Genomic DNA, 14849 nt, shown 5'->3' on the forward strand with positions numbered 1-14849 from the left:
TCACTGAGACGAAGCGAAACCGCCGACCTGCCGGGTCCGGTGTGCTGTCTCACGCCGGTTGTCTACCGGGTTGCCGTTGTCCGGCTCCGGAGACGGGAGGCTGGACAAACAAACACCGGACAATCAGCCCCTGATCCCGGCGAGGCCCACCCGGTGCCAAGGCCAAACCGGCCGTGGTAGCCATCGCGTTGACCATGCGAGAACGCCCGGTGCCGGGATGACGGTGTCGCGGACTCGAATACCGCTGGAAATCACCCACCGCTGACTGCGCGCCGCCTGTGTGAGATCCGGCCCACCGAGCAGAATCTCGATGGACGGCGGACAGCGGGTTTCGGAGGGTTCGCGCTGCCGTTGTCTCAGGGGGGAAGCAGGCGTGCCACGATCCGAGAGTCCGCTCGACCGGACGGACAGCCCGCTCGTCCGATTCGCGGCCGAACTGAGGCAGTTGAGGAAGGCCGCGGGCACGCCCACTTACCGGGCACTCGCCAAGCACGCTCATTACTCGGCCACGACGCTCTCCAACGCCGCGGGTGGTCGCTCTCTGCCAAGCCTTGCGGTGACCTTGGCGTATGCCCAGGCGTGTGGCGGGAACCACGGGGAATGGGAACAGCGGTGGCACACCACCGTGGCCGAAATCGCCGCGCAGAACGACGGCCTGCACACGGCGGTTCCTCATGATGAATCGACCGCACCGTACGTGGGGTTGGCCGCGTTTCAGCCCGAGGACGCATATCGGTTCTTCGGCCGGGACAGACTCGTCGGCGAACTCGTCGCGAAGGTGGGCCGCCAGCGGCTTACGGCCGTTTTCGGCCCGTCGGGGTGCGGGAAATCCTCGCTATTGAGGGCAGGCCTCGTCGCCGCGGCCGGGAAGGCGGGGCTGAACGGCACCCCACTGCCCGTCCTCCTGTTCTCGCCCGGGACCGACCCATTCGAGGAGTGCGCCGTCAGACTGGCGGAACTCGTCGGTGATTCGCCTTGCACGCTCAAAGCGGAGTTCCGCGACGACCCCGGCAGTCTTCATCTGCGGATCAGGCAAGCCCTGGCCGGCTGGCCCGAGGAGGCCGACCTGCTGATCGTGGTCGATCAGTTCGAGGAGGTCTTCACGCTGTGCACCGGCCGTGACGAGCGTGACCGGTTCGTCGCGGCGCTGCTCACCGCGGCCGGCGCAGCGAACAGCCGGGCCCGTATCGTGCTCGGCGTCCGTGCCGATTTCTACGGCCACTGCGCCCAGAACCCGGATCTGGCCGACGCGTTGCGGGACGCGCAGGTCATGGTCGGGCCCATGAGCGGCGAGGAACTGCGTGAGGCCGTGACGCGACCGGCGATCGGCGCGGGGTACAGCGTGGAGAGCCCGCTGCTGGCGGCCGTGGTCGCCGACGCGACGGGCCAGCCCGGTGCGCTGCCGCTGGTCTCGCACGCCATGGCCGAGACCTGGCGACGGCGCAGCGGCAACCGTCTCACCGTGGACGGCTATCGAGCGGCCGGCGGCATCCGGCACGCGGTCGCGCACAGCGCCGAGGCCGCCTACCAGGCGTTGTCCCCGGCCCAGCAGGACCTGGCACGCGGGATCTTCCTGCGCCTTACGGCGCTGGGCGAGGGCACCGAGGACACCAAGCGCCGCATCCACCGGCGCGAGTTGGACGCGCGTCCCGACACGACTGCCGTTGTCGAGGCACTGGCTGCGCGCCGGTTGCTCACGCTCGACCGGGACTGGCTCGACATCACCCACGAAGCCCTCATAGGCAACTGGCCACGATTGGGGAACTGGCTCACCGAGGACCGCAACGGGCTGCGGATCCACCGCCGTCTCACTGACGCCACCGACGTGTGGGAGAGCGGGCAGCGCGACGAGCACAGCCTCCTGCGGGGCACCCGGCTGGAGGCGGCAACCGAATGGGCCGACGCCCACGAGGACCTGCTCACCGAGCGCGAGCGCCGGTTCCTGTCCGAGAGCCGCGCCGCGGCGACCGCCGTCGAGGCCGCGACCCGTCGCCGTACACGACGCCTGTGGCAGCTCCTCGCGCTGCTCACCGCCGCGTTGATGGTGGCCGTCACCTCCGCCGTGCTGGCGGCACGGGCCCGGCAGGCCACCATCGACGAGCGCGACGCGGCCCTCGCCCGGCAGGCGTCGGCAGCGTCAGCCGACATCCGCGGGAGCAATCCGGCCCTCGCGGCCCAACTCGGGCTCGCCGCCTACCGGCTGGCCCCGACACCGGAGACCCGTGACGGCCTGCTCAGCGCCTCGGCCACGCCGTACGCCGCACCGCTGACCGGCCACACCAGCGACCTGGTGTCGCTGGCGTTCTCCCCGACGGGATCCGTACTCGCCACGGCAGGCTGGGACCGAGCCGTCCGGCTCTGGGACGTGCGGGACCCTCGGCGTCCCCGCACGCTGACCGTCATCCGCCGCCCAGGTGCGTTTCACGCCGTCGCCTTCGACCGGACCGGCGACGTCCTCGCCACGGCCGACGGCGACGAGGTGGTGCTGTGGGACGTCACCGACACCCGGAACCCCCGCGTGCTCGGCACACTCACCGACCGGACCGGTGCCGTCACCTGGGTGGCGCTCAGCCCGGACGGCCGGACCATGGCCACGGCCGGGCAGGACAGAACGGCGGAGTTGTGGGACGTCGGCGACCCGCACCGGCCGCGGCGGCTGGCCGTGCTCCGAGGCCACAGCGACAGCCTCACGTCGGTGGCCTTCAGTTCCGACGGACGCCTGCTGGCCACCACCGGCGACACCACCGTACGGTTGTGGGACGTCAGTGACCCGCACGCCCCGAAGAAGCAGGGGGTGCTGACAGGACACACCCGCAAGGTGCAGTCGGCGGCCTTCAGCCCGGACGGACACACGCTCGCCACCGCGAGCTGGGACCACACGGTCCGCGTCTGGGACATCACCCGCCCCACCGCGCCCCGCTCCCTGGCCACCCTGACCGGCCACACCGCGCTGGTGTGGTCCGTGGCCTTCAGCCCGGACGGCCGCACGCTGGCCTCCACCGGCGGCGGCACCCTCCTCTGGGACATGTCCGACCCCCGGCGGCCGAGCCTGCTCACCGACCTTCCGAACGGGGTCTACTCAGCCGCGTTCAGTCCCGACGGGACCATGCTGGCAGCCGGCTCGGTGCTGCACGATCTGCGTGAACTCCCCCTGTTCCGCCACGGCGACGTCATCGACACCGTCGCGTTCAGCCCGGACGGCCGCATCCTCGCCTCCGGCAGCTGGGACAACACCGTACGGCTGTGGGACGTCACCCCCGGCCGCCCCCGGCTCCTGCTGGCGACGCTGACCGGCCAGCGGGACTTCATCCGCTCCGTGGCGTTCAGCCCGGACGGGCGCACGCTGGCGACCGCGAGCAACGACGGAACGGTGTGGCTGTGGAACGTGCGCGACCCCCGCGACGCCCGGCAGCTGAGCGTGATCGAGCCGCACGCGGGCGAAGTGGCGACGGCCTCCTTCAGCCCGGACGGCCGCACGCTCGCCACCGCCGGGCTGCGGACGGTACGGCTCTGGGACGTGACCGACCCGGACAGCCCCAGACCGCTGGCGCGCCTCGGCGGGTATCTGGGGGACGGCGGAGCGGCCGTGTTCAGTCCGGACGGCCGCACACTGGCCACCGGCAGCAACGAAAGGCCGTCCGCGCTGTGGGACATCACCGACCCACGCCGGCCGAGGACAAGGGACTTCGCCTTCTCCGCCGACTCCGTCCGGCCCGGTTCCTTCAGCCCCGACGGCCGCCTCCTGGCCACGGTGAACACTGCCGACAACACCGTACGGCTCCTGGACATGACCGACCCCCGCCACCCGCGGCAACTGGCCCTGCTGACCGGCTACACCCACTTCGTGTACGCGCTGGCCTTCGCTCCGGACGGCCGCCGCCTGGCCACCGGCGACGGCGGCACAAGGGCCCAGGTGTGGGACGTGCGCGACCCCCGCCGCCCCAGGGAACTGGCCGACCTCGCCGGAAACGAACTCGCGGTTCCCGCGGTGACGTTCAGCCCGGACGGCCACACCCTTGCCGCCGGCGGCAACGACCACACCCTGCGCCTGTGGGAAACCGACATCGACCGCGCCACGGCACGCGTCTGTGCTGTCGCAAGCCCCTCCCTCACCCGCGGCGAGTGGGAGCACTACCTACCCGGAGTGCGCTACCACCCGCCCTGTCCGGCAGCCCCGGCCGGATGACGTCGTGCCGGCCGTCCGGGAAGTAACGAACATGCCGGTCAGGGCCCGTCCCTCAGCACTCGATGATGTTCACCGCCAGCCCGCCCCGGGCCGTCTCCTTGTACTTCACGCTCATGTCGGCGCCGGTGTCCTTCATGGTCTTGATGACCTTGTCGAGGGACACCTTGTGGGAGCCGTCGCCGCGCATGGCCATGCGGGCCGCGGTGACCGCCTTGACCGCGGCCATGCCGTTGCGTTCGATGCAGGGGATCTGGACGAGGCCGCCGACCGGGTCGCAGGTGAGGCCGAGGTTGTGTTCCATGCCGATCTCGGCCGCGTTCTCGACCTGTTCGGGGGAGCCGCCGAGGACCTCGGCGAGCGCGCCCGCCGCCATCGAGCAGGCCGAGCCGACCTCGCCCTGGCAGCCGACCTCGGCGCCGGAGATGGACGCGTTCTCCTTGAAGAGCATGCCGATCGCGCCGGCCGCGAGGAGGAAGCGGACGACGCCGTCCTCGTCCGCGCCGGGGACGAAGTTGAGGTAGTAGTGCAGGACGGCGGGGATGATGCCGGCCGCGCCGTTCGTGGGGGCGGTGACCACCCGGCCGCCCGCCGCGTTCTCCTCGTTCACGGCCATCGCGTAGAGCGTGATCCACTCCATCGCGTGCGCCAGCGGGTCGCCCTCGGCGCGCAGCTGGCGGGCGGTCACGGCGGCCCGGCGCTTCACCCGGAGCCCGCCCGGCAGGATGCCCTCGCGGGCCATGCCGCGGGAGACGCACGCCTGCATCACCCGCCAGATGTCCAGCAGGCCCTCGCGGATCTCCTCCTCGGTGCGCCAGGCCCGCTCGTTCTCCAGCATCAGCGCGGAGATCGACAGACCGGTCTCCTGCGTCAGGCGGAGCAGCTCGTCGCCGGTGCGGAAGGGGTACTTCAGGACCGTGTCGTCCAGCTTGATGCGGTCCGCGCCGACCGCCTCCTCGTCGACGACGAACCCGCCGCCGACCGAGTAGTACGTCTTGGCGAGGAGTTCGGCCCCGGACGCGTCGTGGGCCCAGAGGGTCATGCCGTTCGCGTGGTAGGGGAGCGCCTTGCGGCGGTGGAGCTTCAGGTCGTTGTCGAAGGAGAACGGGATCTCGTGCTCGCCGAGGAGGGACAGGCGCTTCGTGGTCTTGATCGTCTCGACGCGGTCGTCCGCGGTCTCCACGTCCACGGTGCGCGGCGAGGCGCCCTCCAGGCCGAGCAGCACCGCCTTCGGGGTGCCGTGCCCGTGGCCGGTCGCGCCCAGGGAGCCGTACAGCTCGGCGCGTATGGAGGCGACGGCGGGCAGCAGGTCCTCGTTGCGCAGGCGGACGGCGAACATGCGGGCCGCGCGCATCGGGCCGACGGTGTGGGAGCTCGACGGGCCGATGCCGATCGAGAACAGGTCGAAGACCGAGATGGCCACGGGAACTCCTCCAAAGAGGGTGGGGGCACACGTCGTCGGGTGCCCCCACCAGGGAACTACTTGTTCAGGCCGGGGTACAGCGGGTACTTGTCGGTCAGGGCCACCACCCGGGCCCGGAGGGCCTGGGCGTCGTAGGACGGCTTCAGGGTCTCGGCGATCACGTCCGCGACCTCGGCGAAGTCCTCGGCCGTGAAGCCCCGGGTGGCCAGCGCCGGGGTGCCGATCCGCAGACCCGAGGTGACCATCGGCGGCCGCGGGTCGTTCGGGACGGCGTTGCGGTTGACCGTGATGCCGACCTCGTGGAGGCGGTCCTCGGCCTGCTGCCCGTCCAGCTCGGACGCGCGCAGGTCGACGAGGATCAGGTGGACGTCCGTGCCGCCGGACAGGACGCTCACGCCGGCCTCGCGGGCGTCGGCGGCGGTGAGCCGCTCCGCCAGGATGCGTGCTCCCTCCACCGTACGACGCTGGCGCTCCTTGAAGTCCTCCGAGGCGGCGACCTTGAAGGAGACCGCCTTCGCCGCGATCACGTGCTCCAGGGGACCGCCCTGGAAGCCCGGGAAGACGGACGAGTTCAGCTTCTTCGCGAAGGCCTGGCGGGCGAGGATGATCCCGCCGCGCGGGCCGCCCAGCGTCTTGTGGGTGGTGGAGGTGACCACGTCCGCGTAGGGGACCGGGTTCGGGTGCAGCCCCGCCGCGACCAGGCCGGCGAAGTGGGCCATGTCGACCCACAGGTACGCCTCGACCTCGTCGGCGATCCGGCGGAACTCCGCGAAGTCCAGCTGCCGCGGGTACGCCGACCAGCCCGCGATGATCACCTTCGGCCGGTGCTCCTTGGCGAGCCGCTCCACCTCGGCCATGTCGACCAGACCGGCGTCGTCGACGTGGTAGGCGACCACGTCGAACTGCTTGCCGGAGAAGTTCAGCCGCATGCCGTGGGTCAGGTGGCCGCCGTGGGCGAGGTCCAGGCCCAGGATGGTGTCGCCGGGCTGGGCCAGCGCGAACAGGGCCGCCTGGTTGGCGGAGGCACCGGAGTGCGGCTGCACGTTGGCGTACTCGGCGCCGAACAGCTCCTTCACCCGGTCGATGGCGATCTGCTCGGTGACGTCGACGTGCTCGCAGCCGCCGTAGTAGCGGCGGCCCGGGTAGCCCTCGGCGTACTTGTTGGTGAGGACCGAGCCCTGCGCCTCCATGACCGCGAGCGGAGCGAAGTTCTCCGAGGCGATCATCTCCAGGGTGGACTGCTGGCGCACCAGCTCGGCGTCGACCGCGGCGGCGACCTCCGGGTCGAGCTCGTGCAGGGGCGTGTTCAGAAGCGACAACTCAGACATCCGTTCTACGACTCCTCAGCCGGCGGTGAAGGCGGTGTACTCGTCGGCGGAGAGCAGGTCCTCCGGCTCGTCCGCGATGCGCACCTTGAACAGCCAGCCGCCCTCGAAGGGGGCCGAGTTCACCAGGGACGGGTCGTCGACGACGTCCTCGTTGACCGCGGTGATCTCACCGGTGACCGGCGCGTACAGGTCGGACACCGACTTGGTCGACTCCAGCTCGCCGCAGGACTCGCCCGCGGTCACCGTGTCGCCGACCGCCGGGAGCTGGACGAAGACGACGTCACCGAGCGCGTTGGCCGCGTGCTCCGTGATGCCGACCGTCGCCACGCCGTCCTCGGCGGCCGTCAGCCACTCGTGCTCCTTGCTGTAACGCAGCTGCTGGGGGTTGCTCATGGCCTGAATTCTCCTGTACGCGGGGGAGTGCTGGTGAAGGGGGGACTGCTGGAAACGTGCGTGACCAGCGGCGATGTGCGCCGGATCACGCTCGGTGGCCGTTGCCGGCGCTCGCGGAGGCGATCACTTCCGGCGCTTGTAGAACGGCAGCGGCACGACCTCGTACGGCTCGTGACTGCCGCGGATGTCCACGCCGACGCCCGCCGTGCCCGGTGCCGAGTGCGCCGCGTCGACGTACGCCATGGCGATCGGCCTGCCCAGGGTCGGGGAGGGGGCGCCCGAGGTGACCTCGCCGATCACCTCGCCGCCGGCGACCACCTGGTAGCCGGCGCGCGGCACCCGGCGGCCCTCGGCGACCAGGCCGACGAGCACCCGCGGCGGGTTCTGCTCCGCACGGGCGGCGGCCTCGGCGAGCGCCGCGCGCCCCACGAAGTCGCCCTCCTTCTCGAACTTCACCACCCGGCCGAGCCCGGCGTCGAAGGGGGTGAGCGAGGTGGTGAGCTCGTGCCCGTACAGCGGCATGCCCGCTTCGAGGCGCAGTGTGTCCCGGCAGGACAGCCCGCACGGCACCAGGCCGGCGGCCTCACCGGCCTTGGTCAGCGCCTGCCACAGCTCCACCGCGTGCTCCGGCTTCACGAACAGCTCGAAGCCGTCCTCGCCGGTGTACCCGGTGCGGGCGATCAGCGCCGGGACGCCGGCGACGGTGCCGGGCAGCCCGGCGTAGTACTTCAGTCCGTCCAGGTCGGCGTCGGTGAGGGACGCGAGGATGCCGGGGGACTCCGGGCCCTGGACGGCGATCAGCGCGTACGCGTCCCGGTCGTCGCGCACCTCGGCGTCGAACCCGGCGGACCGCTCCGTGAGCGCGTCGAGGACGACCTGGGCGTTGGAGGCGTTGGCGACGACCAGGTACTCGGTCTCGGCCAGCCGGTAGACGATCAGGTCGTCCAGGATGCCGCCGTCGGCGCGGCAGATCATGGTGTAGCGGGCCCGGCCCACGCCGACGGAGGCGATGTTGCCGACCAGGGCGTGGTTCAGCAGGGCGGCGGCCTGCGGGCCGGTCACGGTGATCTCGCCCATGTGGGAGAGGTCGAAGAGCCCGGCCCGGGTCCGTACCGCGACGTGCTCGTCGCGCTCGGAGCCGTAGCGCAGGGGCATGTCCCAGCCGGCGAAGTCGGTCATGGTCGCGCCGAGCGAGCGGTGCAGGGCATCGAGCGCGGTACGGCGGGGTGCGGCGGAATCGGTACTGCTCATCGGTCGGTCGTCTCCCGGAGGTCCCAAGGGCATGACAGGCGAGGGCTGTCCTCCCCATCTGTCATCGGAACCTGAGAGGTTCGCCCTGATCACCTGAGTGATCACGGCTTGCACCTTGGGTGGAGCCACTGACACAGCGGCCCGCTTTTCAGATGTGCCTCGCCCGCGCGGTAACGGGGCCTGAGAGATTCAAGGGAGGGACTTGCTCCTTCGGCGCCCCAGCGAAGACGGCTGGGGACTCTCCCGCGCGGATTCAAGCGGCCGGTATGCAGTTGGCGCGGACATCATTGCACGCCGCCCGGCGCCATGGCAGGCCGGACCGGCCGCTCCGTTCTGTGACGGGTCTGTGGCAGGACGCGAACGGAACCGCGAGACACCGTGCATTACCTTCTCTTTACGTTAAGTGGGGAGAACCTTTCCTGAACCCCCAGGGAGGAAGATCACGGTGACAAGGACCACGGCATACGCGACGACGACGGGCATCGCCCTGCCCCAGCAGCCGACGGCCCCGGCCCGCGAGCGGTGCGGCGAGCTTCCCGCACCGGTCGTCCGCGACCTGCGCGACCGCGCCGGGCGCAGCCCGCACGGCCTGCTCTTCGGCCCCCGCGACCTGGTGGTGGTGACCGGACTGCCCGGCAGCGGCAAGTCCACCCTGATGCACCGCACCGTCCAGGGCATCCGCATCGACTCCCAGGACACCCGGGACCGCTGGGACGCCCGCCTGGCCCGCCTCCTGCCGTACGCCGTCTACCGCCCGCTGGTCCGCCTCGCCCACTACGCCGGGCTGCGCCGGGCCCTCGGCACCCGCGAGGGCGTGGTCGTGCACGACTGCGGGACCCAGGCGTGGGTCCGGGACTGGCTGGCCCGGGCGGCCCGCCGCCGCGGCGGCACCCTGCACCTGCTGCTCCTCGACGTCACGCCGGGCACGGCACTGGACGGCCAGCGCGAGCGCGGCCGGGGCGTCTCCCGGTACGCCTTCCTGCGCCACCGCCGGGCCGCCGGCCGGCTGCTGCGTGCGGCGGAGCAGGGCAGGCTGCCCGAGGGGGTCGGCTCGGCGGTCCTGCTCGACCGGGACGCGGCGGACGTACTGCGCCGGATCGACTTCGCGCGCTGAGGCGTGCTGAGGCCGCTCTCGCGGAGATCGCCTTCGCGGAGACCGTGTTCGCAGGGATCGCCTTCGCAGGGATCGCCCTCGCGGAGATCGTGTTCGCGGGCCGAACCGGCTGGTGGGGTGGCTTTGTCGGCGTCACCCGCTAGCCTTTCCAGCCTCAGCAGCGGTTTCCAGCAGGCGGTAGGCAGATGGACTTCCCGGCGGACATTCCCGCGGACTTCCCGGCACAGGCGCACCCCCACCCGCACGGCGGGTGGCCCGGCAACGAACTGGAGGAGGTCCTGTCGGCCTCCCTCGGCGTGCCCGCGGCGGCGGGCCGGCTCATCGAGGTACTGGGCCGGAGCTTCCTGTGGATCCCGCTGCCGGAGGGCGGCGGCCCGCACAGCGGCCCGCTGGACCTGCCCACCACGCAGATCGAGGGCCAGGTGTACGTGCCGGTCTTCAGCTCCGAGGAGCAGTTCCGCCTGGTGGCCGGCTCCCACCTGTCGTACACGATCGCCCCGGCGGTCGAGTTCGCCCGCGGGCTGCCCCCGCAGGTCGGCATCGCCGTGAACCCCGGGGGAGTGGTCGGTGTCCCGCTGCCGCCGGAGGCGGTCGCCCAGCTCTGCCGGGCCGGCCGCAGCGAACTGGACGGCCCCGCCTCCGGCGGCCGGGTCCGCCTCTTCGAGCCGGACTGGCAGGACGACCCGATGGACTTCCTGGCCGCGGCGTCGGCGGAGTTCGCGGCGATCGGCGTGGTCGCCTCGGCCCGCCGCTGCCTCGCCGCGGTCGAGACGGCGGACCCGGTGATGTTCGTGGGCGTCGAACTCTCCCAGTGGGAGGGCGACTTGCGCGCCCTGCCGCTGGCGGCCCTGGGCAAGGCGCTGGGCCGGGTGCCGGTGAAGTGGCCGGTCAACCTGGTCCTGCTCGACGTGGCGGACGACCCGGTGGGCCACTGGATGCGGGAGAACGTGCGCCCCTTCTATCAGTACGGTCACTAGAAGCGCCCTCAGGACAGCCAACCAAGGGGCGGGGCTGTACTCGTGTGCGGCTCCGCCGCGTGGGCGCGACCAGCCACCACGGAGCCGCACCCGCGCACGGACAATCGGCCCCCGCCCCCTGGGCGCATAAGCTGTCTCCAAACGCGGGGCGCCCTCCAGACGCGGGGCACCAGATGAAGGGGCGGTAACACGTGAGCGCCAGCGGCACCGCGGCGACCGGACAGGTCGAGCACATGCTGCGCCAGGTAACCCCCGGGCGCTACGACGCCTACGAGGCACTCCTCCGCGCCCTCGCCACGCCCTCCTCCGGCCAGATCTGGATGCTGCTCTGGCACGGCCAGGCCGGCTCCCCCGACGCCCAGTACGGGAACATGGAGGTCGAGGGCCACGGCTACGCCCCCTGCGTGACCTCGGCCCAGGAACTCTCCGCGAGCGGCTGGAACCGCTCGTACGAGGTGGTCGACGGCGTCGACGTGGCCCGCACGCTCTACCCCGACCACTTCGGGCTCTGGCTCAACCCGCACGCCCCGGGCGGCGGCGTCGGCATCCCCTGGCTGGACCTGCGCCGCATCGCCACCGGCCTGGACCGCCAGCCGGCCGGCCCGCTGCGGCTCGCCGAACCGGCCATCGAGATCCCGCAGTTCTACGCCCTGCTCGCGCAGAACGCCCACCGCACCCCCGCGGTCCGCTCGCTGCGCCGCGCCTGGGTGCAGCCGGCCCTCGGGGCGCCGTACCTCGCGATCGGCCTGGACGTGTACGACACCTCGCCGCCGGCCGTGGACTCGGTGCGGGGGATGATGCAGCAGTCGATCGGGGCGGTGCCGGACGGGCTGCCGGTGTCGACGGTGGCGATGACCGACGAGTACGACCCGGTCGTGATGTGGATGCGGGCGACGGCACGGCCGTTCTACGACCGTGAGGCGCACGCGGCGCTGCCGCCCGCGCCGGCGACGGGTTACGGGTACCCGCCGGCCCAGGGCGGTTACTGACGCGACGGGGTGCCCTCCCGGCGGGCCGGCCGGGAGGGTTCACAAGATTTACGTAACGAACACATTTCTCCGCGCGTAGATGACGGTGGAACGTTCCGTTCCGGCCGGATTCGGCGTTCTGTCCCAAGTGACCGGCGTCCGGGGGGCGTTACCCACTGTTCGGATAACGGAATCCCTCGGACTGCATCACGGTTGCGCATACTTTCTTCGTCAGATCTGGCGGGTGATCGCGACGACGCTGAAGACTCGCCAGTCAGACGTGAGGTCTGTTTAAACCTCATGATCGAGCAAGTCGACAAAGCCGCAATCCGCGGCTGGCGTAGGCCGGTCACCGCCGGCGAGAGGGGTCGCTCACCGTGACCGCACCGATCGAGACCACCGGAGCGGCATCCGAAGCACAGCCGGAAGCTGTGCTGGAGGGTGCCGGTAAGGGGCAGATCGAGGGTCGTTCCCTCGGGCAGATCGCCTGGACCCGGTTCAAGAAGGACAGGGTCGCCGTGGCCGGCGGCATCGTTGTCGTTCTGCTGATTCTCGTCGCGATCCTCGCCCGCCCCATCCAGGCCCTGTTCGGTCTCGACCCCAACGCCTTCCACCAGGAGCTGATCGACGCCAACACCTCGCTGCCGACCGGCGGCTGGGGCGGCATGAGCCTCGATCACCCGCTCGGCGTGGACCCGAAGTTCGGCCGCGACATCGCCACCCGGATCCTGGAGGGCTCCTGGGTGTCGCTGGTGGTCGCCTTCGGCTCGACGATCCTGTCCAACGTGATCGGCGCGATCATGGGCGTCGTCGCGGGCTACTACGGCGGCCGTGTCGACTCGATCATCAGCCGGCTGATGGACACCTTCCTGGCCTTCCCCCTCCTGCTGTTCGCCATCGCCATCTCCGCCACCCTCCAGGGCGGCGCGTTCGGCCTCAACGGACTGCCGCTGCACCTGAGCGTGCTGATCTTCGTCATCGGCTTCTTCAACTGGCCGTACCTGGGCCGCATCGTGCGCGGCCAGACCCTCGCCCTCCGGGAGCGCGAGTTCGTCGACGCCTCCCGCGGCATGGGCGCCAAGGGCCCGTACATCCTGTTCCGCGAGCTGATGCCCAACCTGGTCGGCCCGATCATCGTCTACTCGACGCTGCTGATCCCGACCAACATCCTCTTCGAGGCGTCCCTCAGCTTCCTCGGCGTCGGCATCCAGCCCCCGCAGGCTTCCTGGGGCGGCATGCTCCGCGAAGCGGTGACGTACTACCAGGTCGATCCCGAGTACATGATCGTGCCCGGCCTTGCCATCTTCGTGACCGTGCTGGCGTTCAACCTGCTCGGTGACGGTCTCCGCGACGCTCTCGACCCGCGCAGCCGCTGACGTCTGCTGCCACCGAGAGCCCGAAAAGTTTCCGACAATGGAGGGGAACCCGCCCATCATGCGAAGGTCAGCGCTGGCCGCGATCGCGGCCATCGGCTCCGCCACCCTGCTGGTTGCAGGGTGCAGCAAGGCCGATGACAACAAGGACGGCAACGGTGGCGGCAGCTCCGCCGCGGCCAACGCGGCTACCAAGGGTGTCGTCAACGCGTCCGACAAGAAGGGCGGGACGGTCACCTACGAACTGTCCGACGTCCCGGACTCGTTCGACCCCGGTAACACGTACTACGCGTACATGTACAACTTCAGCCGGCTGTACGCCCGCCCGCTGATGACGTTCGAGCCCGGCCCCGGCTCCAAGGGCAACACCCTGGTCCCGGACCTCGCCGCGAGCAAGGGCGTCCCGAGCGACGGCGGCAAGACCTGGACGTACAAGCTGCGTTCGGGCGTGAAGTACCAGGACGGCACGGTCATCACGTCCAAGGACGTCAAGTACGCCGTCGAGCGCTCCAACTTCGCGCGTGACGTGCTCTCCCTCGGCCCGAACTACTTCCAGCAGTTCCTGGTCGGCGGCGACAAGTACAAGGGCCCCTACAAGGACAAGAGCGCCAAGGGCCTGGCGTCCATCGAGACCCCGGACGACACCACGATCGTCTTCCACCTGAAGCAGGCCTTCCAGGAGTTCGACTACCTGGTCTCGGCCCCGCAGACGGCCCCGGTCCCGCAGGCCAAGGACACCGGCGTCGACTACGTCAAGAACATCGTGTCCTCGGGCTCGTACCAGTTCCAGAGCTACCAGGACGGCAAGCAGGCCGTGCTGGTCCGCAACAAGAACTGGGACCCGAAGACCGACCCGCTGCGCAAGCAGCTGCCGGACAAGATCGTCGTCAACCTGAAGGTCAACGCCGAGACGATCGACAAGGACGTCGAGGCCGGCGACGCGATCGACCTCGGCGGCACGGGTGTCCAGGCCGCCACGCAGGCCCAGGTGCTCACCGACGCCAGCAAGAAGGCCAACACGGACAACACCTACGGTGGCCGTCTGGTCTACATGGCGATCAACACCAAGCTGAAGCCGTTCGACAACGTCGCCTGCCGCAAGGCCGTCGAGTACGCGATCGACAAGGTCTCGGTGCAGACCGCCGAGGGCGGCCCGATCCGCGGTGACGTCGCCACCACGGTGCTGCCCCCGGACATCCCGGGCTACACCAAGTCGGACGTCTACGCCACCACCGGCAACAAGGGTGACGTGACCAAGGCCAAGGCGCAGCTGAAGGCCTGCGGCAAGACGTCGATCAACACCAACATCACGGCCCGCTCGGACCGCCCGCAGGAGATCGACGCCGCCACGGCGATCATCAACTCGCTGAAGGCCGTCGGCATCAACGCCACCCTCAAGCAGTACCCGTCGGGCAAGTACTTCACCGACTACGCGGGTGTGCCGAACTTCGCCAACAAGCAGAACGTCGGCCTGATGATGATGCAGTGGGGTGCCGACTGGCCCTCCGGCTACGGCTTCCTGCAGCAGATCCTGAACGGCCAGGCGATCAGCCAGTCCGGTAACACCAACCTGTCGCAGTACGACAACAAGACGGTCAACGACCTGCTGGCGAAGGCGATCGGTACCCAGGACACCACCGAGCGCAACAGCATCTACACGCAGATCGACAAGCAGACCATGGACGACGCCGCCCTCGTGCCGCTGACCTACTTCAAGGTCCTGCTGGCCCGCCCGACCACCTTCACCAACCTGGTTTCCACGGCGGCCTTCAGCGGTCAGTACGACTACCTCAACATCGGCGTAGCGTCGAAGTAGCAGCCCCGGAAGGCAGGTGAAGG

At 70.6% G+C, this 14849-nt stretch carries 10 protein-coding genes and 1 riboswitch; of the genes, 6 read left to right on the plus strand and 4 right to left on the minus strand.

What is annotated here, in order from left to right:
- Positions 1–310 precede the first annotated feature (310 nt).
- Entirely contained in the window at positions 311–4186 is a 3876-nt protein-coding gene (locus tag ACFZB3_RS43930) for a hypothetical protein (RefSeq protein WP_391387975.1), read from the plus strand.
- 52 nt (positions 4187–4238) lie between these two features.
- Here the strand turns inward: ACFZB3_RS43930 and ACFZB3_RS43935 are convergent, their stop codons facing one another.
- From ACFZB3_RS43935 to gcvT, 4 genes are all read right to left on the minus strand, one after another.
- The gene (locus ACFZB3_RS43935) at positions 4239–5606 is read right to left on the minus strand and encodes an L-serine ammonia-lyase (protein WP_391387978.1); all 1368 of its coding nucleotides are present in this window, start codon (positions 5604–5606) and stop codon (positions 4239–4241) included.
- A 56-nt stretch (positions 5607–5662) separates the two neighbouring features.
- Positions 5663–6925: a serine hydroxymethyltransferase gene (glyA, locus tag ACFZB3_RS43940; RefSeq protein WP_391388260.1), complete on the minus strand. Its 1263-nt coding sequence runs from the start codon at positions 6923–6925 to the stop codon at positions 5663–5665.
- 24 nt (positions 6926–6949) lie between these two features.
- On the minus strand, positions 6950–7327 hold the full coding sequence (gcvH, locus tag ACFZB3_RS43945; RefSeq protein WP_391387981.1) for a glycine cleavage system protein GcvH: 378 nt from the start codon (positions 7325–7327) through the stop codon (positions 6950–6952).
- 123 nt (positions 7328–7450) lie between these two features.
- Positions 7451–8578 (minus strand): glycine cleavage system aminomethyltransferase GcvT, encoded by a 1128-nt coding sequence (gcvT, locus tag ACFZB3_RS43950; RefSeq protein ID WP_391387984.1) that lies wholly within the window; start codon positions 8576–8578, stop codon positions 7451–7453.
- A 158-nt stretch (positions 8579–8736) separates the two neighbouring features.
- Positions 8737–8834: riboswitch (glycine riboswitch) on the minus strand.
- A gap of 183 nt (positions 8835–9017) precedes the next feature.
- On the opposite strand from gcvT, the gene ACFZB3_RS43955 reads away from it, so the two are divergent.
- The 5 genes from ACFZB3_RS43955 (at position 9018) to ACFZB3_RS43975 (ending at position 14826) form a co-directional block, all read left to right on the plus strand.
- On the plus strand, positions 9018–9692 hold the full coding sequence (locus tag ACFZB3_RS43955) for an AAA family ATPase (RefSeq protein ID WP_391388263.1): 675 nt from the start codon (positions 9018–9020) through the stop codon (positions 9690–9692).
- 185 nt (positions 9693–9877) lie between these two features.
- Positions 9878–10669 (plus strand): enhanced serine sensitivity protein SseB C-terminal domain-containing protein, encoded by a 792-nt coding sequence (locus ACFZB3_RS43960; protein WP_391387987.1) that lies wholly within the window; start codon positions 9878–9880, stop codon positions 10667–10669.
- 191 nt (positions 10670–10860) lie between these two features.
- On the plus strand, positions 10861–11658 hold the full coding sequence (locus ACFZB3_RS43965; protein ID WP_391387990.1) for an enhanced serine sensitivity protein SseB C-terminal domain-containing protein: 798 nt from the start codon (positions 10861–10863) through the stop codon (positions 11656–11658).
- A 356-nt stretch (positions 11659–12014) separates the two neighbouring features.
- On the plus strand, positions 12015–13013 hold the full coding sequence (locus ACFZB3_RS43970; RefSeq protein ID WP_391387994.1) for an ABC transporter permease subunit: 999 nt from the start codon (positions 12015–12017) through the stop codon (positions 13011–13013).
- Positions 13014–13050: 37 nt separating this feature from the next.
- Positions 13051–14826, plus strand: a complete 1776-nt coding sequence (locus ACFZB3_RS43975) for an ABC transporter substrate-binding protein (protein ID WP_391387997.1) — start codon at positions 13051–13053, stop codon at positions 14824–14826.
- Positions 14827–14849 lie beyond the last annotated feature (23 nt).

Source organism: Streptomyces sp. NPDC008092, from assembly GCF_042957285.1.
Classification (GTDB): domain Bacteria; phylum Actinomycetota; class Actinomycetes; order Streptomycetales; family Streptomycetaceae; genus Streptomyces.

Excerpts from the sequence above, each read along its gene's own strand:
- ACFZB3_RS43930 (WP_391387975.1), top strand. The coding sequence starts at position 311 with ATGGACGGCGGACAGCGGGTTTCGGAGGGTTCGCGCTGCCGTTGTCTC.
- gcvH (WP_391387981.1), bottom strand. The coding sequence starts at position 7,327 with ATGAGCAACCCCCAGCAGCTGCGTTACAGCAAGGAGCACGAGTGGCTG.
- gcvT (WP_391387984.1), bottom strand. The coding sequence starts at position 8,578 with ATGAGCAGTACCGATTCCGCCGCACCCCGCCGTACCGCGCTCGATGCC.
- ACFZB3_RS43960 (WP_391387987.1), top strand. The coding sequence starts at position 9,878 with ATGGACTTCCCGGCGGACATTCCCGCGGACTTCCCGGCACAGGCGCAC.
- ACFZB3_RS43975 (WP_391387997.1), top strand. The coding sequence starts at position 13,051 with ATGGAGGGGAACCCGCCCATCATGCGAAGGTCAGCGCTGGCCGCGATC.